General features: G+C 70.6%; 23 protein-coding genes and 1 tRNA gene. 16 read left to right on the top strand and 8 right to left on the bottom strand.

The annotated features are described in order from the left end of the window. Positions 1 to 95: 95 nt before the first annotated feature. From HFV08_RS02890 to HFV08_RS02850, 9 genes are all read left to right on the top strand, one after another. Positions 96 to 347, top strand: a complete 252-nt coding sequence (locus HFV08_RS02890; protein ID WP_168535446.1) for a hypothetical protein — start codon at positions 96 to 98, stop codon at positions 345 to 347. A 35-nt stretch (positions 348 to 382) separates the two neighbouring features. After that, the gene (locus tag HFV08_RS02885; RefSeq protein WP_042167516.1) at positions 383 to 571 is read left to right on the top strand and encodes a hypothetical protein; all 189 of its coding nucleotides are present in this window, start codon (positions 383 to 385) and stop codon (positions 569 to 571) included. 11 nt (positions 572 to 582) lie between these two features. Further along, on the top strand, positions 583 to 1,191 hold the full coding sequence (locus HFV08_RS02880) for a hypothetical protein (protein ID WP_168535443.1): 609 nt from the start codon (positions 583 to 585) through the stop codon (positions 1,189 to 1,191). Continuing rightward, positions 1,188 to 1,973 carry a deazapurine DNA modification protein DpdA family protein gene (locus HFV08_RS02875; RefSeq protein WP_168535441.1) on the top strand — a complete coding sequence of 262 codons (786 nt, stop codon included), beginning with the start codon at positions 1,188 to 1,190 and terminating at the stop codon, positions 1,971 to 1,973. Before HFV08_RS02880 ends, HFV08_RS02875 begins: the two co-directional genes overlap by 4 nt. After that, positions 1,970 to 2,359, top strand: coding sequence for a hypothetical protein (locus HFV08_RS02870; protein ID WP_168535439.1), 390 nt, complete (start codon positions 1,970 to 1,972; stop codon positions 2,357 to 2,359). The genes HFV08_RS02875 and HFV08_RS02870 overlap by 4 nt, the downstream gene beginning before the upstream one ends. Before the next feature lie 89 nt (positions 2,360 to 2,448). Next, a complete protein-coding gene (locus HFV08_RS02865) occupies positions 2,449 to 3,348 on the top strand; it encodes a bifunctional DNA primase/polymerase (RefSeq protein ID WP_168535437.1) in 900 nt (299 codons plus the stop codon). Beyond that, a complete protein-coding gene (locus HFV08_RS02860) occupies positions 3,345 to 4,502 on the top strand; it encodes an AAA family ATPase (protein WP_168535435.1) in 1,158 nt (385 codons plus the stop codon). The genes HFV08_RS02865 and HFV08_RS02860 overlap by 4 nt, the downstream gene beginning before the upstream one ends. Then, complete coding sequence (locus HFV08_RS02855) at positions 4,499 to 4,693, top strand: helix-turn-helix transcriptional regulator (protein WP_168535433.1); 195 nt, start codon at positions 4,499 to 4,501, stop codon at positions 4,691 to 4,693. The genes HFV08_RS02860 and HFV08_RS02855 overlap by 4 nt, the downstream gene beginning before the upstream one ends. Beyond that, entirely contained in the window at positions 4,690 to 6,147 is a 1,458-nt protein-coding gene (locus HFV08_RS02850; protein ID WP_312885317.1) for a tyrosine-type recombinase/integrase, read from the top strand. Before HFV08_RS02855 ends, HFV08_RS02850 begins: the two co-directional genes overlap by 4 nt. 48 nt (positions 6,148 to 6,195) lie before the next feature. Here HFV08_RS02850 and HFV08_RS02845 read toward each other — a convergent pair whose 3' ends face one another. The 3 genes from HFV08_RS02845 to HFV08_RS02835 all read right to left on the bottom strand — a co-directional run bounded on the left by HFV08_RS02845 (position 6,196) and on the right by HFV08_RS02835 (position 8,079). Further along, the gene (locus HFV08_RS02845; protein WP_168535431.1) at positions 6,196 to 7,194 is read right to left on the bottom strand and encodes a hypothetical protein; all 999 of its coding nucleotides are present in this window, start codon (positions 7,192 to 7,194) and stop codon (positions 6,196 to 6,198) included. Then, positions 7,191 to 7,781 carry a DUF6932 family protein gene (locus HFV08_RS02840; RefSeq protein WP_210429722.1) on the bottom strand — a complete coding sequence of 197 codons (591 nt, stop codon included), beginning with the start codon at positions 7,779 to 7,781 and terminating at the stop codon, positions 7,191 to 7,193. The genes HFV08_RS02845 and HFV08_RS02840 overlap by 4 nt, the downstream gene beginning before the upstream one ends. 226 nt (positions 7,782 to 8,007) lie before the next feature. Further along, positions 8,008 to 8,079 (bottom strand) — tRNA-Arg (locus HFV08_RS02835). A gap of 156 nt (positions 8,080 to 8,235) precedes the next feature. Here HFV08_RS02835 and HFV08_RS02830 point away from each other — a divergent pair. Both HFV08_RS02830 and HFV08_RS02825 read left to right on the top strand, forming a co-directional pair. Next, positions 8,236 to 8,709 (top strand): response regulator, encoded by a 474-nt coding sequence (locus HFV08_RS02830; protein ID WP_168535429.1) that lies wholly within the window; start codon positions 8,236 to 8,238, stop codon positions 8,707 to 8,709. A 590-nt stretch (positions 8,710 to 9,299) separates the two neighbouring features. Continuing rightward, the gene (locus HFV08_RS02825) at positions 9,300 to 9,767 is read left to right on the top strand and encodes an HAD family hydrolase (RefSeq protein WP_312885316.1); all 468 of its coding nucleotides are present in this window, start codon (positions 9,300 to 9,302) and stop codon (positions 9,765 to 9,767) included. A gap of 160 nt (positions 9,768 to 9,927) precedes the next feature. Here HFV08_RS02825 and HFV08_RS02820 read toward each other — a convergent pair whose 3' ends face one another. Genes HFV08_RS02820 through HFV08_RS02810 form a run of 3 tightly spaced genes read right to left on the bottom strand, consistent with a single transcriptional unit; the run spans position 9,928 to position 14,863 of the window. Continuing rightward, positions 9,928 to 11,481, bottom strand: coding sequence for an MFS transporter (locus HFV08_RS02820; RefSeq protein ID WP_168535425.1), 1,554 nt, complete (start codon positions 11,479 to 11,481; stop codon positions 9,928 to 9,930). Then, positions 11,421 to 13,433 (bottom strand): PEP/pyruvate-binding domain-containing protein, encoded by a 2,013-nt coding sequence (locus HFV08_RS02815; RefSeq protein ID WP_168535423.1) that lies wholly within the window; start codon positions 13,431 to 13,433, stop codon positions 11,421 to 11,423. Before HFV08_RS02815 ends, HFV08_RS02820 begins: the two co-directional genes overlap by 61 nt. After that, entirely contained in the window at positions 13,430 to 14,863 is a 1,434-nt protein-coding gene (locus HFV08_RS02810; RefSeq protein ID WP_168535421.1) for an ATP-grasp domain-containing protein, read from the bottom strand. Before HFV08_RS02810 ends, HFV08_RS02815 begins: the two co-directional genes overlap by 4 nt. A gap of 568 nt (positions 14,864 to 15,431) precedes the next feature. Between HFV08_RS02810 and HFV08_RS02805 the strand changes: the two genes are divergently transcribed. Both HFV08_RS02805 and HFV08_RS02800 read left to right on the top strand, forming a co-directional pair. Then, entirely contained in the window at positions 15,432 to 16,685 is a 1,254-nt protein-coding gene (locus HFV08_RS02805; protein WP_312885313.1) for a PAS domain S-box protein, read from the top strand. 113 nt (positions 16,686 to 16,798) lie between these two features. After that, complete coding sequence (locus HFV08_RS02800) at positions 16,799 to 17,617, top strand: endo alpha-1,4 polygalactosaminidase (RefSeq protein WP_168535417.1); 819 nt, start codon at positions 16,799 to 16,801, stop codon at positions 17,615 to 17,617. Positions 17,618 to 17,716: 99 nt separating this feature from the next. Here the strand turns inward: HFV08_RS02800 and HFV08_RS02795 are convergent, their stop codons facing one another. Continuing rightward, positions 17,717 to 18,655, bottom strand: coding sequence for a helix-turn-helix domain-containing protein (locus HFV08_RS02795; RefSeq protein ID WP_312885340.1), 939 nt, complete (start codon positions 18,653 to 18,655; stop codon positions 17,717 to 17,719). Positions 18,656 to 18,959: 304 nt separating this feature from the next. On the opposite strand from HFV08_RS02795, the gene HFV08_RS02790 reads away from it, so the two are divergent. From HFV08_RS02790 to HFV08_RS02785, 3 genes are all read left to right on the top strand, one after another. Beyond that, positions 18,960 to 19,340, top strand: coding sequence for a cupin domain-containing protein (locus HFV08_RS02790; RefSeq protein WP_312885339.1), 381 nt, complete (start codon positions 18,960 to 18,962; stop codon positions 19,338 to 19,340). Between the two features lie 276 nt (positions 19,341 to 19,616). Beyond that, positions 19,617 to 19,859: an aromatic-ring hydroxylase C-terminal domain-containing protein gene (locus tag HFV08_RS32460; protein WP_376770553.1), complete on the top strand. Its 243-nt coding sequence runs from the start codon at positions 19,617 to 19,619 to the stop codon at positions 19,857 to 19,859. A gap of 226 nt (positions 19,860 to 20,085) precedes the next feature. Further along, positions 20,086 to 21,555 carry an MFS transporter gene (locus HFV08_RS02785; protein ID WP_246341429.1) on the top strand — a complete coding sequence of 490 codons (1,470 nt, stop codon included), beginning with the start codon at positions 20,086 to 20,088 and terminating at the stop codon, positions 21,553 to 21,555. A 388-nt stretch (positions 21,556 to 21,943) separates the two neighbouring features. On the opposite strand, the gene HFV08_RS02780 is transcribed toward HFV08_RS02785, so the two are convergent. Continuing rightward, positions 21,944 to 22,537 carry a TetR/AcrR family transcriptional regulator gene (locus HFV08_RS02780; RefSeq protein ID WP_246341428.1) on the bottom strand — a complete coding sequence of 198 codons (594 nt, stop codon included), beginning with the start codon at positions 22,535 to 22,537 and terminating at the stop codon, positions 21,944 to 21,946. Between the last annotated feature and the right edge of the window lie 191 nt (positions 22,538 to 22,728).

The following is a 22,728-nucleotide window of genomic DNA, read 5'->3' as shown; positions in this document are numbered from 1 at the left end:
CACCCCCGCTAGCACCCCGCATAGCACCTGATCTGCCATCTAGCGGATAGCACCCCACCTGCGAAAACCCCGGAAACCCCGAGAAAGGGCCCCCGATGACCCTCATCGCCCTTGCTGTCGCCTGCCTGATGCTCGTCACGCTCGGTTACAGCGCTCTGTGTGCGGCCAGCCCGTTCGGCACCTGCCGCACGTGCAACGGCTTCGGCTTCGCCACCACCACTGACCGCAAGGGACGCCCCAAGCGCGGCAAGAGCTGCCGCCGCTGCAAGGCCACCGGCAAGCGCATACGCGCCGGGCGGTGGCTCTTCAACCGTGCCCAGCGGATCTACCGCGAAGGCACCAACTGACCACCCGTACGCACCACTCGAAGGAGGTTCCGCCCGTGGCTGTCACCGTCTCGCTCGTGGCTCTGTTCGGACTCGTTCTGTTCTTCCTGCTGCGCTCCAAGTCCCTCGGCTACGGCTCCGCGTTCACCGCCGCCGCCTTCGGCTTCTTCCTCGCCTCCACCGGCGCATCCGGCCCCATCAACGAACTCACCGCCGCCGTCATCGACGCCATCCAGAGTCTCTGAGGAGTCCGGCCATGAACGAACAGATCATCGCCCGGCACTGGCTCGGCATCATCGCGCCCAAGGCGGCGCCCGCCGTCGCCACGTCCACCGTGCTCATCTTGGCCCGTATCTGGAACGTCAACGGCGCCGAACACTCCCTCGGCAACGCCGTGCTCATGACCGTGCTGTCCCTCGGAGCCGCTGCGGCCGGCGCCTGCGCCTCCCTCGGTCGCTCCGGTGACGGCGTGCTCGCCGGGACTGCGTTCGCCGCCTCCGGCGGGCTCGCCCTGGCCGGGGTCGCCGGATACGCCGACGGGCTGTCCCTGCCGCTGCTGCTGTGGGCGCTCACGACCGCTGTTGCCTACGGGCTCGCCGCCCGGTACTGGCGCACCGACCGGCGGGAGCGCGTGGCGTACGAGCGGCACGTGACCGATCGCCGCGAGGAACGCGCCCACATCGAACGCGTCGAAACCCTCCGTGCCACCACACAGATCGAGGTGGCCCGCACCGGTGCCGCCTACGCCGAACAGCTCGCACAGGCCCTTGTCACCCGCGCTGCGCTGCCCGGCTTCGACCCGCAGGCGCTCAACCGGGCGGGGCTCCCACAGCTGCCCGCCGTCGAGGAAAGGCAGGCCCGGTGAGGTTCTTCCTCGGTACTCATCAACCGCATTGGCTGGGCACCGCGAATGTGCCGCTGTTCGTCTCCTACCGCCGTCTCGCGACCCGCCGCACGCTGCCGCGAGCCATAGCGCCGTGGGCCCTGGACTCGGGCGGGTTCACCGAACTGTCCATGCACGGCAAGTGGCGGACCACCGCCAGCACCTATCTCGCCGCGGTCCGCCGCTTCCGTGACGAGATCGGCCGCATGGCCTGGGCCGCTCCGATGGACTGGATGTGTGAGCCCTGGATAACCGGCCTGACCGGCCTGAGCGTGAGCGAACACCAGCGGCGCACGATCGACAACTTCCTTCACCTGCGCAGCGCGGCCCCAGACCTGCCCATCATTCCCGTCCTCCAAGGCTGGGAGCTGGACGACTACCTTGCCTGCGTCGACGCCTACGAACGGGCCGGTGTCGACCTGGCTGCCGAACCCGTCGTCGGACTCGGCTCCGTGTGCCGTCGCCAGGCCACCGGGGAAGCCGCCGCGATCGTCACGACCCTCGCTGCGCAGGGGCTGCGGCTGCACGGCTTCGGTTTCAAGACCCTCGGCTTGCGCAGCTGCGGACACAGCCTCGCATCGGCTGACTCCCTCGCCTGGTCCTACGACGCACGCCGCAAACCGCCCCTGCCCGGCCACCCGCACAAGAACTGCGCCAACTGCCAGCCCTACGCCCTCAACTGGCGCACTCGCACCCTGAACAGTCTGCCGCCGTGGCACCAACCGCCACTCGGTGGCGACACCCCCGAAGGAGACGCAGCATGACGCCCCGAACCGAGAGGCCGACCATGACGAACGCGCACCTCCAGGACCTGGCGAACCAGGCCGCGGATGCGATCCGCAGCCTCAACCACGCCACCCAGAACGCCAAGGGAGAGCTGAACTACCCCAGCGACGCGTACACGTTGGTTGCCTCACTCGCACAGCTCACCCAGCGTCTGCCGCAGAGCTTCGAGCAGATCTCCCGCTTCCTGGGGGCGCTCGCCAAGACCGGGGCGGTTACGGCGGACCACGGTGCGCCGGATGACCACCTTGCCGAAGCCCGCTCCGGCCTTGCCTCCGCCGTGCTGATCGCACAGACCCTCACCGACCGCTTGGACCGCGCGCACAGCGCCCTCGGACCGCTCGGCTACGACATCGGCTCCGAGTAGCAACGCCGCGGCGGCGGGACTCCCCAGCAAGGTCGCCCGCCGCCGCGGTTCTCCCTGCCCATCCGAAGACAGAACAGGAGATCCCCAGCATGCCGTACCCGGACGGCTCTGCCCAGCTCGCCGCTGCGCTTGACGCAGCGTCGCGCGACTGGCACGTCTTCCCCCTCCGGCCTGGAGACAAGCGCCCCGCCATCACCGCGTGGGAACAGCGCGCCACCACCGACCCGGACCGCATCACCCGCTGTTGGACGCATGCCCCCTACAACGTTGGTATCGCCACCGGCCCTTCCGGCCTGGTTGTCATCGACCTGGACAGGCCCAAGCACCCCGACGACACTCCGTCGGCGGACTGGGCCGCGCACGCGGTCACCGAGGGCGCCGACGTGCTCGCCGTGCTCTGCGCGCGCCACGGTCAGCCGTTCCCCGGCAACACCTACACGGTCCGCACATGGAGCGGCGGCACGCACATGTACTTCGCCGCACCCGAGGGTGAGCCCCTGCGCAACACCGCCGGGGACAGCGCCCGCGGGCTGGGCTGGAAGGTCGACACGCGTGCTGTTGGCGGACTTGTCGTCGGCGCGGGCAGCACTTTCAACGGGCACCCCTACAAGGTCGTCCACAACGTTCCTGTGGCGCCGCTGCCGGGCTGGCTCGCCGAACTGCTGCGCCCGGCGCCGCTGCCTCCGCAGCGACCGGTCACGGTCGCCCTCGGAGGAGACGGGAGGCGCACGGCGTTCCTGAACGCCGCAGTCAACGGCGAGTTGGCCCGCGTCACCAACTCCGGTGAGAACGAGCACAACACCAGCCTCTACCTCGCGTCCGTCGCCCTCGGCCAGCTCGTAGCCGGGGGAGAGCTGAGCGAGGCGGACGTGACTGGCTGGCTCCTGTCCGCCGGGCTTCGTGTCGGCCAGGGCGAGCGTGAGGCACAGCGCACCATCGCCTCCGGCCTGCGAGCCGGGGCACGACGCCCCCGGACGGTCGCAGCATGAGCACTAACCCCATCCCGCCCCTGCACCTGTACTCCGTGCCCAGCGACTCCGAGCCAGCACGCCCGGCGCCGCCCAAGCGAGAGCGCCCCCGGACCGCATGGACGGCTGATCAGCTCATGGCCGCCCACTTCCCCGAGCCGAAATGGGCCGTGCCCGGCATCCTCGCCGAAGGCGTCAGCGTGCTCGCCGGACCCCCCAAGGTCGGCAAGTCCTGGCTCTCCCTCGGACTGGGCCTGTCGGTCGCGGCCGGAGGCACGGCGTTCGACTCCGTGCCCGTACAGGGCGGACCCGTGCTTTACCTCGCGCTCGAAGACACCCCGCGCCGTCTCCAGACCCGCATGGGCAAGCTCTTGGGCGGACAGCCAGCCCCCGCCGGGCTCACCCTGGTCACCGAATGCCCGCCCTTCCCCCAGGGCGGCATGGAGGCCATTGCCCAGTGGTTGGAGCGCAACCCCGACGCGCGCATGGTCGTCATCGACGTGTTCGCCAAGATGCGCGGGAACGCGCCGCAAGGGGTGTCGGCATACAACGCGGACTATGTCGCCGTCGGCTACGCCAAACGGCTCGCCGACCACTACGGCGTTGCTGTCGTCCTCGTGCACCACGTCCGCAAGGCAGGCTCCGAGGACTTCCTCACCGAGGTCTCCGGCACCAACGGAATCGCCGGAGCCGCGGACGCAACGCTCGTACTGAAGCGCGCCCGCGGACAGGCGGACGGCATCCTGCACGTCACCGGCCGCGATGTCGACGAAGCCGAGTACGCCCTCAGCTTCCAACCCGCCTCCGGCGCCTGGCACCTGTTGGACGGACCGGTCACCGACCACACCGTCAGCGACACCCGCGCCACGATCCTGCGTTACGTCCGCGCCCACCCCGGCGCCAAGCCGAAGGACATGGCGGGCGAACTACCGAACGTCGACCTGGACACGATCCGCCGCACTTGCAACCGCATGGCCGACGCCGGACAGCTCACCAAGGACCCCGGCGGCCGGTACTACCCGGACACCGGGACCCGGACAGAGGGCGCCCAAGAGGTGTCCGCACTGTCCGGCTGTCCGGTTACCCCCTCTGACCAGCACGAACACCCCGGACAGTCGGAACTGGAGCTGTCCGGCCTGTCCGGTGCGGACGAAGCCGAAGGGATGGCGGGATGAGCGCCCGTACGCGGGACGAAAAGATGACCGTCAAGGAGATCATCGATGATCTGAAGGTTGCCCCGTCGACCTTCTACCGGTGGCGCCAGCTCGGGAAGGGGCCCCGCTCGATCAAGCTCCCGAACGGCGACGTGCGGATCCGGCGGTCGGAATACGAGCGTTGGCTTGCGGAGCGGGAGGACGCTGCGTGAGCACCGAGAACGACACCCCTGCCGGGCGCCCTCGCGGGTCAGCCCGGCCGGGCTACTCCTTCGACGTCAAGCTGTGGAAGGTGTCGAAGACAGGCCGTAAGTCCCGCCCGTGGCGCCTCCGGTGGGTGGTCGCAGGGCAAGTGCACGGAGACACGTTCACCACGTCGGCTCTTGCGGAGAGCCGTCGGTCTGAGTTGTGGCAGGCCATGAACCGGCGTGGTGAAGCGTTCGAGATCGAATCGGGGCTGCCTGAGTCCGAGGTGCGCGCAGCTGCCGAAGCCGCCGAGGCGGCGGACGCTGAACCGCCGTTGAGGTGGTTCGAGTTCTGCCGGAAGTACGTGGCCGGGCGGTGGCGCACGAGTGCGGCCAAGAGTCGTGAGGGCATGGCTGATGGTCTCGCGGCCGTGACGCTCGCCATGGTGAAGCGCGGGGACGGCGCCCCCGAGGATGAGTTCCTTCGGTTGGCCTTCCGGTGGGGAATAGTGCCCGCGAACGAGGGGGAGGATCCGCCGGCCGAACTCAAGGCCGCGTATGACTGGATCACGACGGCCGACCGGCCGTTGGGCGATGTCTCCGACGCTGAGGTGTTCGAGGGTGTGCTGTACCGCGTCAGCTACAAGCTGGACGGCACCCCCGCTGCGGGCGACACGTACAAGCGGCGCCGTCGCGCCCTGAACGCCGCTCTCGAACACGCAGTGGCCACGGGGAAGCTCCCAGAGAACCCGCTTCAGCGGACCCGCCGGAAGCGCGTCGGCTCCAACGACGTGGTAGACCCGCGCGTCCTGGTGAACGCCGTACAGGCTCGGCAGTTGCTCACGTCCGTCTCCTACGTCGGTTCCTGGGATCGCTGCCGTGGGCGGCGCCTGGTGGCCTTCTACGCGGTCCTGTACTACGCGGGACTCCGGCCCGCTGAGGCGGTCGGACTACGACTGTCTGACTGCCACCTGCCAGAGAATGGCTGGGGCACACTGACGTTGCGGGAGACACGCCCCGTCTCAGGCAAGCAGTGGACCGACTCTGGAGAGCGACACGACCGCCGGGGCTTGAAGGGGCGCGAAGCATCTACCGACCGCCCGGTCCCCATCCCGCCCACCCTGGTTGCGATCCTCCGGGCGCACCTGAATGAGTTCGGGACAGCGAAGGAGCGGCGCGTGTTCGGCAATGAGCGCGGAGGAGTGGTCGGCTCATCCACCTACTGGCGGGTGTGGGAGGAAGCGCGGAAGTACGCGCTCCCGCCGGAGCGTGTCGATTCGCTGTTGGCCGGACGCCCGTATGACCTGCGGCACGCCTGCATCACGCGCTGGCTGAACGCTGGGGTGCCTATCGCAGAGGTTGCCCGCCGGGTCGGAAACTCCCCGGAAGTGATCCATCGCCGGTACCACGGCTGCGTTGACGGGCACGAGGAACTTTCGAACGTGAGGATTGAACTCGCCATGCAAGAAGAGGGAGATTGAATGACAGCGGGCCGTCAGGTTTTTTCTGACGGCCCGCTGATGCCTCTGCTATTCAGTTTCCTGTTCTCCCGGTTCGATCTCGCGCCGGAGACGGATTGGGGCGTCAAGGGGGAAAACATCCTGCGGATAGAACAGTTCCATCTCGTCGTTATCCCCATGCGTACCCAGGAAAACGTACTCAGTTACAGTTCGCCCTCCGTCACGGGTGAGTCTGCGGCGTTCCTCAACGACTAGATGAACGTCGTCGCCCAATTTCCACGGAACCTCGGTGATCTGGCCGGGCTCAAACTTCAATGCTACGGCTGGGCTGGATGGCGGCTTGATCACGGCCACACCTGAAAGCTTCATTTCAGTGACGCGCCCTGAGATGTTGCGTCGTACGCGTGCGAATGCTTCAGCATGTGTTTTCCGAAGCTCGCGGACGTACTGCTTGCCTGTTTCGGTGAGGGCTGAGCTGTGGACAGAGCCATCGCCTGAGAACCAGCGCAACTGCACGGCTAGATCGAAGCGGTCAAGCGCGCTCACCAGCTTTGAAAGACTGGAGAGCATAGGCGTCCACTCGGTGACATCTTCTCTAGCCTCGACCGTTTTTACAGCGTCAAACAATACGCTGATAGCCTGTTCTGCTACCTCGGCATTGTTGTCTTCTGTTGGATCCCCGCCATCCGTCAATTCCTCTTCGGAGTGTGCTTTTCTCGTTGCAGGGCGCACATGTAGGACGGTACTGCCTGACGAGATGCCGACGAGTTCAAGCTCCACATCTTCGTCAGTCGATGCTGTGACTCCGTCTTGGAGGGGCTTAAGCAGGGCGTTGCCAACGGAAAACCTGAGGCCGCCCCTGCCCGCCTCGTCTCCAGTTAGCCGGATGGTTAGTTCCTCACGGAGGCGGGCTTTCGGGTCCCACCGCTGCACGGAAGACAGCCATTCGGCTCGTTGCTCCGAGTCGACAGTGTCTTCGTCCTGCTCTGCGGAGTCCTCGTGCTCAAGCCACTGGTCCAAGTCGGCGCGATGACTCTCCAAGACGCGCCGCCGCCAACTCGTGGTCACAGCGTCACCTCCAAGTAGCCTCGCTTGGGAACTGCACTCTCCAGCGTAGGCGCATCCTTCTGGCCGGCAGGTCTGCAACGCTGCCACCAGTCATCCCATGCTCCGCGCTGACGCAAGTACTCAAGCTGTGGATGCTCAAGCACGTCAAGGTCAAAAACGGAGCTGATGGGGTGGTAGCGCACCTCAAGAGCTGAGAGCAGGTACTCCCTCTCAGTGTGTATCCGTGTGAACGCCTTGGTCATCCACCCCGACCGAGGCTTTCCCTTGATCGCTTGCGCGGCTGCATCGTTGACGAAGACGGTGAGATCAGCGTTCCTGGGATTGAGTCGAGAGCTGACGAAGCTGCCTCCGAGCCACACGCAGTGCACGAGCGACTCCCCCTTCAGCGTCTCACTGAAGTGCTCATCCAGGCGGAAGAAGTGCCCCATGTAGAGCTCGAAGCCGTTCCAGATCTGCTCGCGAGTCGTAGAGCCTGTGAAGCGCTCGCTGTCGACCAGCAGTGCACGGGCTTCGTCACCGTCGACCTGGTACCTGCCAGGCGCGAGGAAGTAGTCCTGTCCATTCGCTTGAACAGTGAAGTCGATCACCGGCACCCCCTACCCTCAACCGGCCCTCGGACGCTACACGAAGGCACGGACAGACGGACAGTGGGCAGCTCACGTCTCCCTCAGACGGAGTCGAGCCTGTGTCGGAGGTGCGTCGCGAACAGTGAGAGACAACGAGAAAGAGCGGGAATCAGTGAGACTGACTCCCGCTCTCTCATGTCGGCATCCGCCCAGCTCAGCGCGTGATTCTTACTGGCTGTCTGGCGAGTGCCCCCGGCAGGATTCGAACCTGCGCACACGGCTCCGGAGGCCGTTGCTCTATCCCCTGAGCTACGGGGGCGTGGCCTGCGCTTCTGCGTGGCGACGGGTAGAACACTACCAGCTTCGCGGGGGTCCTCAGGAACGGGTTTTGTGGGGCGGGGAGGCGGGTGTGGGCGGGGGTCGACGGAGCGGGTGGGGTGGAGGGGGGCCGTAGGGGTCGGGGGCACCCTCGCGGGTGGAAAAAGGGAAAACCCGGACGCGGGGAGGGGGCCCGTCCTACTCTCGATGTGTGCCAGGCGTGTCCGGTCGGGTGCTTGTTGTCGATGACAACAAGGTGATCCGGCAGTTGATCAGGGTCAACCTCGAGCTGGAGGGCTTCGAGGTCGTGACCGCGTCCGACGGTGCCGAATGCCTGGAGGTCGTGCATGAGGTACGGCCCGATGTCGTCACCCTGGATGTGGTGATGCCCCGGCTGGACGGGATCAGTACGGCCGCCTGCCTGCACGCGGATCCGCGGACCAGGAAGCTGCCGATCGCGATGGTCACCTCCTGTACCCGGTACGAGGTCGAGCGCGATCTGAAGTTCGGGATCGACGCCTTCGTACCCAAGCCCTTCGAGCCGAGCGAGCTCGTCGAGGTGGTCAAGCGGCTCCTCACCCCCGAGGGCGGCTACGACGCGGGGGAAGCGGAGTGGGCCGGTCTTTCCTGACCCGGCCCCTGACCTGACCCAGCCTGCCTGCCTGCCTGCCTCCAACATCCCTTCCTCTAGTGCCGTTTCCCCTCCATCTGGTCTATCCGGTTCGTCGCCGGGAGCGCCAACGACCCACGCCCCTGCGGGACTTCGCCGCGCCGAGCCGTGCCACGTCCGCCCCTCCTCCCCCGACCGCGCGAAATGTGCGGGTTCCCCGGGGATCGGAGTGACCTGTGGTGTTGAGGGGTAGAGCGGCGTAGAGCGGTGACGGGGAGACAGATCTTCCGGGCGCATCGAGGCCACGTGGGAGGTTTTTGCGTGGTGATGTGTCATGCACCGAACATGTTCGCACCATACGGTGCGTCGAGGAGAAGGGCGCCGACGCCATGAACAGATCCGCTTCCAGGGGCTTCCTCCGTATGGGCCTCGCACTGGGTGCCGCAGTGGCGTCGACCGCGCTGGCCGCGACGGCGAGCGCGGCGGTTCCGGCCACCGGGACACAGGCGCAGGGGCAAGGACAGAAGCAGGCCCGGGAACAGGCACAGGAACGGACGCAGGGAGCCGTCGCCGGGGCGCGGGCCGCTGAGGCCGCGCGAGGGTGTGCGGTGGTGTACTTCGACCTGGGCGAGACGCTTGTCCACACGGGCGAGGACGACAGTACGAGTTATCTGCCCGGGGCCGCGGAGTACCTGCGCGAGTTGCGGGAGCGGCACATCAAGGTCGGGCTGATCACCAATGTGCCCTCCGAGTGGGGTTCGACGGACGCCGAGCGGGCGGCGGTCCTGAAGAAGGAGGTCGACTCGACCTGGAAGGGTTCGGCGCCCTTCGCCTGGGCCGACTTCGGGGACCGGATCCTGACCCCGCGTACCGAGGCGGAGCGCAAGCCGGCGCCCGTGCTCTGGGAGCGGGCCAAGGCGAACTCCGGCGGCTGCCGCCTCGTCTACGAGGCCGAGACGGTCGAGGAGACCGAGGCCGCCGCCGCCCTCGGCTATGTGGCCTACCAGGTCGGGCAGCCCTCCCGGCCCGCCTATCTCCCGGCCCGCGTCATCGAGTTGCTGGCTCAGCTCCCCCGCTGAGGGAGTTGCTTTGCTCAGCTCCCGTTGACGCGGAAGGACGCGGGTCGCCCTCACGACCCGCGCCCTCCGTACGCCCGCACCCATGGACTCCCATAGCCCCCGTGGACTCCCATGGACCCCATGGATCCCCTGGAGATGAGATCAAGGTGCGGGCGGGTCTCTATACGCCGGCCTTCGACTGCGCGTCGGCTCCCGACTCCGCGTCGGCCTCCGGCTGTACGTCAGCCTCAGGCCGTACGTCGTCCATATCCACATCCATGGCCTGGGCGCTGACCCCTGCCTTCGCGCTCTCCGGGCCTCCCCCGTTCTCCTCCAGGTGTCGTTTCAACACCCCGCTGCGCAGCACCAGTTGGAAGGCGCCGAGGAGGACCGCCGTCGCCAGGGCGCTGTGCCACAGGAGGGCGTCGAGGTGGCCGGCGGAGAGGTAGGCGCCGACCGCGATGGCTGCCAGGGCGCAGACCGCGCGGTCCACGATCGACTCGACCGACAGGAGGGTGGCGCGGGGGGCGTCGGCGGGTACGGCGTCGTTGACCAGTTTGCGCTGGACGGGGTAGGCGAAGCCGGTGGCGGCGGCGAACAGGCAGAGCAGGGCGATGACCGTCCAGGGGCCGCCGAGGATGATGCCCGCCAGGGTGGCCGCGAGCGCGAGGCTGAGGATCGAGACCCAGGCCACCGGGGTGAGACGGCGGCTCAGCCACTGAGGGCGTGCGGAACCCACCGCCTCGGCGACCGTCATGGCGGCGAGCACCCCGCCGTGCGAGGACTCGGCGATGCCGTGGTCGAGCAGGATCGGCTGGAAGAGGTTGACCTGGCAGATCCGGGAGAGCGTGAAGACGGCCACGCCCTGCACCATCACCAGGGCCAGCCACGGCGAGCGGGCGACACAGCGCAGCGCCGTACCGGCATCCCGCAGGAAGGCGCCCCGCCCGGGCCGGGCACCCGCCTTTCCGCCGCCGGCACGGGCTCCGGCGCCCGAACTCCCCTTGCCGGACGCCGACTTGACCGTACGGCCACTTCCCGCGGAGCCCGGCTCCCCCGTCGGCCCGGCCAGCCGCGGCAGCGCGATCGCGCAGGCCAGTGAGCCCGCGGCGCTGGCGGCGCTCAGGACGTAGGGGGCCGCGTGGGCGAGGGCCATCAGGGGGCCGACGAAGGGCCAGCACAGGACCTTGGCCGCGAGGCCGAGGGCGCGGGCGGTGCCCTCGGCCTTCAGGTAGTGCTCGTCGCACTTCTCGGCGCGCAGACCGTCGTACAGGTACGCGCTCGCCGCGCCCGAGGTGAGGGAGCGGCCCGCGGCGATGGCGAGGAAGTGGACGAGGAAGCCGGTGTAGGAGGGGCTGAAGACGGGGGCGAGGTTGGCCGCCGTCATGACGACGGCTCCGGCGCGCAGGCAGTTGCGGGTGCCGATGCGGTCGGCGATCAGCCCGGTGGGGATCTCGAAGAGGCAGAAGGCGACGTAGTAGATGCTCTGGATGCCGAAGATCTGGCCGTCGGAGAGGCCCGCCGCCTTCTGGTAGGCGTAGAAGACCGGCATCCACCACAGCAGGTTGAAGAGGAGCTGGAAGCCGTAGTTGAGCCGGATGATGCGGCGGGCGGTGTCGGTCAGGGTGGTGGCCGTCGGGCGCGCGGCGGAGCGCGGGAGCGGCAGGCGGGCCCTCACAGCGCGTAGGGGCGGATCTGAACCAGGCGGAAGTCCCCCTCGTCGGTGAGCAGCCATTCGATGTCCAGCGGCTGGTCCACCTCGGGCGCGCTGAAGTGGGACTGGAGCAGCCGCCCGGTGAGGGACAGGTCCGCGAGGCGGGCGCGGGTGCCGGCCGGCAGGCCCTCGCTCCAGGAGCCGAGGGCGACCGTGCGCCCGCCGCCCTCGACCGTGTTGTAGAGGTACTGCTGCGGCAGCACCGCTCCCTCGACGACCTGTTCGGGCGAGCCCGGGGAGCAGTTGAGGTAGACGTTGCGGAAGTCCTCGCGCCGGGTGGGGTTGCAGGTCACCAGGACGCCGCCGAGGGCCGCGGGCACGTACTCCTGGACGATGACGCCCATGTACGTGTCGTCCAGGGAGATGCCGACCTGGTGGCGCAGCCGCACGCTGCGCGGGGAGAGCAGCGAGGCCCACACCTGGCGTACGGCGTCGAGGAGTTCCTCGGTGCCGCGGACCGTGGTGACGGAGTCGTAGACGCCGGCGGCGGAGAAGCCGGGGAGGTCCTCGGCGTTGGACGAGGAGCGGACCACCAGGCGGCTGCCCGCGGCGAGCGGGGCGGGGAAGGCCTGGATGATCTGGCGGGTGACGGAGTCGGGCATCGGGGTGTGCCGGATCAGGTGCTGGATCTGCAGGCACAGCGAGTCGAGCACCTCGGTGGCGTCGAGTTCGAGCGCCATCTTCAGCTTGCCGATGCCCTGTTGGAGCGCCGGGGAGGAGGTGAGGAAGCGGTGCTGGAGCGAGAAGGGGAGCGCGACGCCCTCGGGGGCCTCGACCGTACCGGCGACGAACGCGGCTGCCGCGGACCGGAGTTCGGCCGTGGAGGGCGAGGGCAGGCCGAGCCGGACCGCGAGGTGGCTGTAGAGGTCCTCGCGGGGCGGGCGGGGGCGGCCGTAGAAGGCGGTGAGGTCGGCGGTGCGGCTGTCGAGTACGTGGTGCAGTTCGCCGAGGTTGGCCGCCTTGGTGCCGTAGCGGTCGCGGTCGGCGCTGCGCAGCCGGTGCAGGGCGAGCACGGGCGCGTCTTCGAGCAGCGGCGGTTCGAGGCGGATGCGCTGCTGGTGCCAGGCCGGGGCGCGCAACTGCGGTTCCTCGTCGAGGCGTTCGAGGCTGATCTCGTCCTCGCGCACCCGGTAGCGGACCCAGGCGCCGTCCAGGCCGTCCTGCGCGACGAGTTGGGCGAGGTCGCGGACGACGGCGTTGGGGATGCCCCAACCGGAGGCGAGCACATTGGTGTGCGAAAGCGGGGTGATGGGCGCGGTGTTGAGGAATCCGGCGACCCGCGGCACGTCGTCCGGCAGGCAGGGCATGGCGACGATGTCCGCCCAGCCGAGGGAGTCGGCGGCGGCCTCGTACTCCTCGGTGGTGCGGAAGTAGCGCAACCGCCCTGTCGCGTCACCGACGTTGAGCGGGGTGCGGTTCCTGGTGCCGAAGAGTTCGTGGCTGAGGATGCGCGGCAGGCGCTGTTCGCTGATCGCGGCCAGCTCCTCCTCCTGGCCGTGGTTGGCGGGCTTGAGCAGCAGCGGCAGCCGGCCGTCGACCCGCTCGCGGACGAACTCGTAGAACTCGGTGAGGAGTTCGCCGTTCATGGTGTCGGCCTCGGTCGTCTCCATGACGAGGAAGGTGCGTTCGCGGCCCTCGGCGTCCTCGTCGGTGTGCAGGGAGAGCACGCCGAGCAGGAAGCGGCGCTCGGGGTCCATGTAGACGGAGGCGTTGAACTCGTCGAGTGCGGCGTCGAGTTCGTCCAGGTCCATGCCGAGGACGCGGGTGGCGATGTAGTTGACGTGGAAGGGGTGCGCGGCGGTGTCGAGCAGGTGCCAGCTGTGTTCGGCGCGGTCGACGACGACCTTGAGGTACGGGTGGCCGGCGAGCACCCCGGAGAGGGTGCGGAACAGCGGCAGCGAGAGGTTCTCGCCGATGACGGTGCGGTCGGTCGCCGGTTCCGGGGCGCCGGTGGAGAGCAGGGCGGTGCTCATGCGGGGACTCCCTCGGGGCGGGCGGCGGACAGCGCGGCGGGTCCCTCGGCGGGCACGGTGGGCCCCGCGGGCACGGATCCGGCGGGCGGCAGGACGGCGGGCAGCGCGGCGATCAGGACCGCGAAGTCGCGCAGCACGGTCGCGGCGTCGGTGGCGGAGAGCAGGCACAGGGCCGCCATGGTGTTGGCCCCGGCGGCCGGGTCGTAGACGGGGACGGGGGTGCCGTCGGGCAGGGAGCTCTCGGCGACCACGGAGAGCCGGCTGCCCGCGGCGAGCGGGACGTTCTCGCGTACCACCGGGAAGTCCCAGTTCCTGCGGTCCGGCCAGGCGGCGCCCGAGCCGTCGACCGCGAGGACGACGAGGGAGCCGGCCGCGCCGCGGGCGTGCTCCGGGGTGAGGGCCTCGGCGGGCCAGTCGACCGGGCGGCCGAGGAGCTGGTCGACGAGCATGCCGACCAGGTCGAGGCCGAAGACCTCCTCGATCTGCGGGACGGTCATCGCCCCGCCGAACCGGGCGGCGGTCTCGATCAGCCACATCCGGCCGTCGGCGCCGAGCTTGATCTCGGTGTGCGTACCGCAGTTGTCGAGGCCGAGGGCGTCCACGGCGCGGCGGGCCAGGTCGACCACGCGGGCCTGGGCCTCCTCGGGCAGCAGGGCGGGGGTGATCCCGGCGCGCTCGGTGAACGGCTCCACGGTGGGCATCCGGCCGCTGAGGCAGACGGGGTGGAAGACGCCGTCGGCCACCACGCCCTCGACGCTGACGTAGTCGCCCCAGCCGGGCTCCTCGAACCAGGCGCTCGCGGTGCCGGTGACGATCTCCTCGACCACGAAGTGCGCGTTGGCCTCGGCGACATGGAGTTCGGCGAAGCCCAACTGGGCGGATTCGGCCATGACCTGGCGGGAGCGCTGCCAGGCGGCGGCCACCTCGTGCGGCTCGCGGATGATCTGGTGGGCGGTGGAGCCCGCGCTCCAGGCCGCCTTGAGGAGCATCGGGAAGGAGAGTGCGGCGGCGGCCTCCAGGAGGTCCGCCTCGGTGGCGACGGGGCGGAACTCGGGTTGCGGCAGGCCGTGTTGACGCCAGGTGCGGCGCATCATCCGCTTGTCGCGGGCGAGCGCGGCGGCGGCGCCGGGTCCGGCGAGGCCGAGCTGCTCGCAGGCCTCGGCGACGGCGACCACCGCGTACTCGGAGCAGGTGAGCACGGCCTCGGCGCCGACGGCTCTCGCCCGCGAGACGATCAGGGAGACCAGGTCGGCCCGCTCCGCCTCACCGGGGGTCACGACCGAGGCGCACAGGCTCCCGGCCGATTCGGCGACGGAGGAGGGAAGCGCGCTGAGCGCCAGCAGGTGCACCTCCGCCCGCGCGGCCGCCCGGTTCAGGACGTAGCCGAGCGGCGGACCACCCTTGGCATGCACCAACAGCACCTTGCTCACTGAAGTTCGTCTCCCATCGTTTCTTCGGTCCCGTGCGATTCGTCGACTCGTGTGTGCCGGACGACTCTGCGTCGTGCGGCGGCTGCGCCCTGCGGCTCGTGCGGGCCGTGCGGTGACTCGGCGACCGCGCCGGGTACCGGCCGTGTCGCGTCCTGCCCGTGGCGCCCGTGCTCCGTGGTGCTCCGGTCCCGCGGCCCGGTCCGGCGGCGGTGCGGTCGCCGTCGAGGGGGCGTGGCGGAGTGCCACGCGCGTAGATCACCAGAACGTGTCCGGCCGCATACACAAGGGAATCAGGCGCCGGGGGCCCCGGTTCGCCATCGAGGGCGTCCCCGGGTCAGGCAAATGCCAGAGTTGCAGGCCTTGTCGAGTGAGGGTGAAGGTTCTGTGATCACCTATGGCGCGCCCGGCGGGAGGGGCGCCCACACTGGCAGGTCGGCCGAGAACCGAGCATGCGCGGGATGCCCAGGGGATACGCATCGCTTGTCAGCCCGTGTCAGCCAGTTGAACACTTGACGGAAAGGCCGCTGTGGACGAGTCCGGTCTCAAGGCACTTCTGGAACATCTCCCCGTGTCCTGGTGGGAGGTTGACGAGCAGTGGCGCGTACTGGAGCGGGGCGGCGGCGCCTTCGCCGACCTGCGGACCGCGCAGCGCTTCCTCGACCGGCTGCGCCAGGAGCTGCCCGCCTCCGGGCACTTCGCCGCCGAGGGCCGCTGGCAGGCCCAGTTCGACGGCCGGACCTTCGATGTGAGCTGGCCGCTGGACGAGGACCGCCCCGAGGGCCGCAGCCGCGGGCTCGCGGTGGAGGTGGAGACCCCGGCCGCGGGCGGCCGCCGGTACGCCGCCTTCGCGGACTTCGCCGACTTCGCCCCGGCCGCGGCCTTCCTGCGCGACCGCGCGGGCCGCTATCTGTGGGCCAACCACGCCTACGCCCACCTCTACGGGACCACCCCGGAGCGGATCGTGGGCCGGCACATCGAGGACTTCGACTCCCCCGCCGACGCCGCGCAGTTCCGCGCCCTCGACCAGGAGATCCTCGGCCGCGGCAAGCCGGTCCGCCACACCCTGAGCTACCAGCGCGCGGACGGCGGCACCGGGCAGGCGGCGGGCCACCGCTTCCCCGTCCAGGAGAACGGCCAGACCTGTGTGGCCGGGATCTACGTGGACATCACCGAGCACACCCGCGCCATGCACCAGCGCCGGGAGGCCGAGGAGAACCTGCACGCGCTGCGCGACCACAGCGGGCTGCCCTGCGTACTGCTCTCGGCGGGCGGCCGTATCGAGCAGGCGAGTACGGCCGCCGCCGAGCTGTTCCGCACCCCGCTCCCGGAACTCCTCGGCCGCCGGGCGCACACCCTGCTCGCCGCGACTCCCGACCTCGGCCAGCTGCGCCGCCGGTGGAGCGGACTGATAGCCCGCCGTGTCAGACGGGTGGAGACCTCGGTGGTGCTCCTCGACGCGCAGGGGCGCCGGCGCCGCGCCCGGCTCCATCTGACGACCGTGGGCCGCTCCGCCGACCGCGCCACCCATGTCTGGGCCGTCGTCACCCACCAGAGCCTCGCCCACGAGGCCCATCCGGCGCTCACCCCCGCGCAGATCCGCATCCTGTCGCTGCTCGCGGAGGGCAGCAGCAACGGCGAGATCGCCACCTCCCTCAAGCTCTCCCGGCAGACGGTCGACTACCACCTCAGCCGCCTGCGCGAACTCCTCGGCGCGGCCACCCGCCCCGCCCTGGTCGCCCGCGCCTACGTCCTCGGCATCCTCGCCCCGGACGCCTGGCCCCCGCGCTCGGCCACCGCCACCCACCCGCTCAGCTCCACCTGAACCGCCGGGCGGTACCGCCTCCCGGACGGCCGCGCTCGCCCTGGTACCCGTAGGCTGCTGCCGGTTTCCGCCGTCATCCGCCCTCATCCGCCGTCCTGTGCCCGGGAGTTCCTGTGCGTCAGCCCTCTGCCCGGTCCCGGCTCACCCGCGCCCTGGCCGGTACGGCGGCGGCGGTGCTGCTCGCCGCCTGCGCGCCCGGCGCCGGTGCGAAGGAGGAGTCCGCGCCCGCCCTGCCGCCGCGCCACGCGGGCCTCGACTACCAGCTGGGCGGCGCCTATCCACCCCCCGAGGGTGTCGGGACCGTCGTCCGCGACCACACCGCGCGCCCCGCGAAGGGCCGGTACAGCATCTGCTACGTCAACGCCTTCCAGGCACAGGAGGGCGCCGAGTCCGACTGGGACGAGGACCTGCTCCTGCGGGACGCGGAGGGCGGGATCGTCTACGACGGCCCCTGGAACGAGGCGGTGCTCGACATCCGTACCGCCGAGAAGCGCGAGCGCGTCGCCGCGAAGGTGAACGGCTGGATCGACACCTGCGCGCGCAAGGGCTTCCAGGCCGTGGAGCCGGACAACTACGACACCTTCGACCGCTTCGGCAGGTATCTGAGCGCCGGGGACGCGAAGGCCCTCATCACCCTGCTCTCCGCCCACGCCCACGACCGGGGCCTGGCCGTGGCCCAGAAGAACACCGCGGAGCTGGCCCCCGAACGGGAGCGCACCGGCCTGGACTTCGCCGTCGCCGAGGAGTGCGGCGCCCACCGGGAGTGCGAGGCCTACGCCGAGGCCTTCGACGACCGGGTCCTGGTGATCGAGTACGAGAAGGCGGGCCTCAGCCGGGCCTGCGCCGGGTGGCGGGACCGGCTGAGCATCGTCCTGCGCGACCCGGACGTCTCGCCCGCCGGGGACCCGGGGTACGTACGCGAGACCTGCTGACGGCGGGGACGAGTTCCGGGCGGGGGCGGGCGGGGCAGGCCCACCGCCTGACAGCAGAGCTTCCCGGCGTAGGGCCGGATGCTCGCAAAGCCCCGCGCCTCAGCCCTCCGCGGGCCCGAAGCGGCGCCGGTAGGCGGAGGGGCTGATGCCGGTCGCGCGGCGCAGTTGCAGGCGCAGATTGGCGGCGGTGCCGAGACCGCTGCGGCGGGCGACCACCTCGAAGCGGGACTCGCCGCCTTCGATCAACCGGCAGGCCAGGGTGAGGCGTTCGGCCGTCAGCCAGGCCAGCGGGGTGGTGCCCAGCTGGGCCTGGAAGCGGCGGTGCAGGGTGGCCGGGCTGACCGCCGCCCGCGCCGCGAGGGCGGCGACGGTGAGCGGGGAGTCCAGCCGCTCCTGGGCCCAGCCGAGCACGGAGGCAAGCGACCGGTCCGGCGGCTCGGGGATCGGACGCTCCACGAACTGCCGCTGCCCGCCGTCCCGGTGGGCGGCGAAGACCAGCCGCCGGCTCACCGCGCCCGCGATCTCGGCCCCGTGGTCCCGGCGGACCACATGCAGCCCGAGGTCGAGCGCCGCCGCGCTCCCGGCGGCGGTCAGGATGTCCCCGTCGTCCACGAAGAGCACATCGGACTCCAGCCGTACGGCGGGGAACCGCGCCCGGAAGGAGTCCGCCCACTGCCAGTGCGCGGTGGCCCGCCGCCCGTCCAGGACCCCCGCCTCGGCCAGGGTGAAGGCACCGCTGCAGAGGCCGATCAGGCGCGCGCCCCGGGCGTGGGCCCGCCGCACCGCGTCCAGGACGGCGGGGCGGCGCGGGACCTCGATGTCGGGGCGGTTGGGCACGATCAGGGTGTCGGCGTGCTCGGCCGCCGCCAGCGGGGCGACCCCGGTGAGCGTGAAGAAGCCGTCCCGCATCAGGGTGCGGGGCCGCGGGGAGCAGAGCGTGAAGTCGTACAGCTCGCGGCCGAGTTCGGGTCGGTGCAGGCCGAACACCTCGGTGGCGCAGCCGAGTTCGAAGGGGTTGGAGTTCTCGTCCACGATCACCACGACCCGGTGCGTACCCGCCGCGAACACCGCCCGGTCCTCGGCCCGCGCCCGCGGCGCCGACTCCGCCCGCGCCCGTGCCGGTGCCCGCGTCTTCGACTGCGAGGATTCTTTCGCCATATGCGATTCCTAGCACTCGTACCGGCGGACCGGAACGGCCGAGGATGAGCCCATGAGCAAGGAATCGAGCAGGGAACCGGACAAGGAACCGAGTAGGGAACCGGGCAAGCAACCGGACAAGAAGCCGGGCAGGGAATCCCCGAGCGGCGCACGCCGGGGCACCGGACCCCATGGCGGCGAGCCGATCGTCCTCGCCGAGGCGCTGGCCTCCTTCGACGCGCTGTGGAGCCCCCGGGTGGTCACCCGCGTCAACGACTACGACGTACGTCTCGCCAAGGTCGAGGGCGAGCACCTCTGGCACGTCCACGAGGACACCGACGAGTTCTTCCTCGTCCTCGGCGGAGAGCTGCGGATCGGGCTGCGCGAGCCCGCCGGGGAGCGCACCGTACGGCTGCCGCGGGGCTCGGTCTTCACCGTGCCGCGCGGCACCGAGCACAAGCCCGCCGCCCCGTCCGGCGCCACCCTGCTGCTCTTCGAGCCCACCGGTACGTCCAGCGTGGGCGACCGGCACGAGGAGGTTCCGGACCACGTGGACGCGACGACCGGGCACCCGCTCGCACCGTGACGCAGGGGGGTGGGGGCCGCCGCCGGACCAAGGGCTCCCCCACCGCCCGACCTCGGTAAGCACCTGATCAGACCGCCTTTAGGGGGGCTTCCCAGACTCGGGAGCACCACGGCGCGGGGCCACCGAGCACCGGCGGTCAACAGCGAACTCACCCTGGACGCACGGCACTCCGGGCGCCGACGGGTGCTCTCCACCGTACCGCCTTCCTCAAGGGGGCCGGGACTCGGCGCGTTCCAGCGCCAGGTGAACCGCTTCCCGGACAGCGACTCCGAGCCGATGCCGGAGTCCGCGGACCTGCGCGAGCTGCACCGGCTGGCCGCCGGCCGGGGCGGACCGCCTTCCGGCGCGCCGTGGGCCCTCCGAAGGCGCGCGCGGAGAGGCTCGGCATCCACAAGGCGATGCGCACCGGCGCTGCTGGTGCGCCCGGACGGCCACATCGCCTGGGCGGGCGAGCCGGACCGGGACGCCGAGGGGCCGCACGCGGCGCTGACCCACTGGTTCGGCGCGCCCGCGGCCTGAGCGGACGGCGCGGGAGGCGGCGCTGTGCCGCCGGCTGACGCCGCCTCATCTCCCGCTGTACGGAAGCAGTTTGAGGCCGGGGGACGGCCACGATTGAAAAACGTAGGCACCCTCCGTATCGTAAACAGAGCCACCCTCCGTTTAGGTGGTCGCCGCGGGTGCCCGCCGTGTGCCGACGCCTGCCCGTGTTGTCCCCGCGCCCTGAAGATCTCCCCCTGGAGGAACCATGTCGGCTCCGTCGACAGTGGGCAGTCCGGTCGGCTCCGGAGCCGCCGAAGCACCCCGCAACCATCAAGGCCTCGCGCTCACCGTCATCCTCGCCTGCCAGCTGATGGTGATCCTGGACGCGACGATCGTGAACATCGCGCTCCCCGACATCCAGGGCGACCTGCACTTCTCGCCGACCAACCTGGCCTGGACCGTCAACGCCTACACCCTGGCCTTCGGCGGCCTGCTGCTGCTCGGCGGCCGGACCGGCGACATCCTCGGCCGCCGCAAGGTCTTCACCGCCGGCATCGCCGTCTTCACCGTCGCCTCGCTGCTCGGCGGCTTCGCCACCAACGACACCTGGCTGCTCGCCGCCCGCGCGCTCCAGGGCGTCGGGGCCGCCTTCGCGGCGCCGAGCACGCTGGCGCTGCTGAACACCAACTTCGAGGGCGAGGCCCGCACCAAGGCGCTGTCGATCTACTCGGCGGTCTCCGGCGCGGGCATGGCCTTCGGCCTGATCGCGGGCGGTCTGCTCACCGACTGGCTGTCCTGGCGCGCGGTGCTCTTCATCAACGTCCCGATCGGCCTCGGCATCCTGATCCTCGCCCCGCTGTACGTGCGCCAGCCGGAGCGCCACCCCGGCCGCTTCGACATCGGCGGCGCGCTGGCCTCCACCCTCGGCATGGGCTCCCTGGTGTACGGCTTCATCCGCGCCTCCGAGGACGGCTGGGGCGACGGCGGGACCCTAGGCTCCTTCGCGGCGGCGGTGGTGCTGCTCGCGGCCTTCCTGGTCATCGAGACCCGCGCCGAGCAGCCGATCACCCCGCTGAAGCTGCTGCTGCACCGCAACCGGGCCAGCGCCTACACCAACATGCTGCTGCTGCCCGCGACGATGTTCGCGCTCTTCTTCTTCCTCACCCAGTTCCTCCAGAACGTCCTGGACTACAACGCCGTCCAGACCGGCTTCGCCTTCCTGCCGATGGCCCTGACCCAGTTCGGCATGGCCCGGCTCTCCCCGAAGCTGCTGCCCAGGTTCGGCCCCAAGCCGCTGCTCGTCACCGGTGGTGTGCTGGTCACCGCGGGCATCGTCTGGCTCACCCAGATCGACGCGGGCAGCAGCTACGCCGCCGCGGTCGTCGGGCCGATGCTGCTCTTCGGCACCGGTTCCGGTCTGAGCTTCCTGCCGCTGAACATGATCATCCTCTCCGAGGTCAAGCCGCAGGACGCGGGTGCCGCCTCCGGCCTGCTCCAGGCGATGCAGCAGATCGGCGCGACGCTCGGCCTGGCCATCCTGGTCAACCTGTTCGAGACGGCGCGCAAGGACGCGACGCCGCCCGCCGGTTCCAGCGCGGACCAGGCAGCACACCACGTCCTCAGCGAGGGCATCGCTTCCGCGGCGGTCGGCGGCGCCGCCTTCGCGATCGCGGCGCTCCTCATCTCGCTGTTCGCCGTGAAGATGCCCAAGCCGCCCGCCAGGCCGCCCGCCTGAGCCGGCAGGCGCCCAACGATCGGAAGCGAGCGAGAGCATGTCCGAAACTCGGCCGGCAACGGTGCCGGTGTCCGTACTGGACTTCCGTCCGGTGGTCAGCGGCTCGGATCCGGGCCAGGCCCTGCGTGACACCGTCACCATCGCCCAGCGCTCGCCGAACCGGTCGACTGCTTCGCCCAGTCGCCGCAGGGGGCCGGAGACGCTGCGCGAGAAGATCGCCGCGTTCCTGGAGCGCACCCGGGGCCGACCGCGGGCCGGCCCGCCTCCGGCTGAGGCACAGGCCACCGGACCCGGCTCTCCCCCGACCGGGTCCGGCTCCGCCGTCTCCCGCGCGCCCGGGGGCGCACCTCCGCGCCCCCGCCCGCACGCCGGTCGGGCCGCGTGCCGGTCAGACCTCGCGCGGCACCAGCCCCCACAGGGCCAGCTCCAGCATCCGGTGCGTACGGTCCTGTCCCGCCGGGGAGCGGCGGGCCGCCCAGGCGAGTCCGTTGACCAGGCTGAGCAGTTCGCCGATCTCCACGTCGGGCCGGACCGCCTTGCTCTCCTGGGCCCGGACGAGCAGCGCCTCCCCCGCGCTGAGCATGCGGGTGTGGCAGTCGCTCGGGCTGGAGGTGGCGTCGTCGAGCATGCTGGTCATCAGCGAACCGGCCAGGCCCTGGTAGGTCGTCGCGTGCTGGGCGGTGGCCCGCAGCCAGTCCATCAGGGCCTCGCCGGGCGCCGGGGAGTCGAGGAGCGCGCGGGCCTGCTCCTGCAGGCCGACGACGGACTCGTGGAAGACGGCCTCCAGGAGGTCGTTGCGGGTCGGGAAGTGCCGGTAGAGCGTGCCGATGCCGAGACCCGCCCGCCGGGCGATGTCCTCCAGGGACGCCTCCGTGCCGTGTTCCGCGAACGCCGCTCTCGCCGCGTCGAGCAGCCGCGTGTAGTTGCGGCGCGCGTCGGCGCGCATGGGACGCCGTACGGCGGACGTTTCGGTCGCGTCCATGGGTACTCCCTGCGTTCGCGGCCGGGCCCTGTTCGCCCGGACTTTCCTGCACCAAACGGAGACACCCTCAGCTTACGTCCTCCTCCAAGACACCGCCGAGTACCGCCTCAGCGCCGGCCGGGATCCTGCGCAGGAGTCCGCCGCCCACCCGCAGGGAGGCAGTTCGACCGGAAGGCGACGGGCAACTCAAC

Origin of the sequence: Streptomyces physcomitrii (assembly GCF_012273655.1) — a bacterium.
Taxonomy (GTDB): domain Bacteria; phylum Actinomycetota; class Actinomycetes; order Streptomycetales; family Streptomycetaceae; genus Streptomyces; species Streptomyces physcomitrii.
Note: the sequence above shows the minus strand (reverse complement) of the source record. Positions and strands in the feature narration are given on the sequence as shown.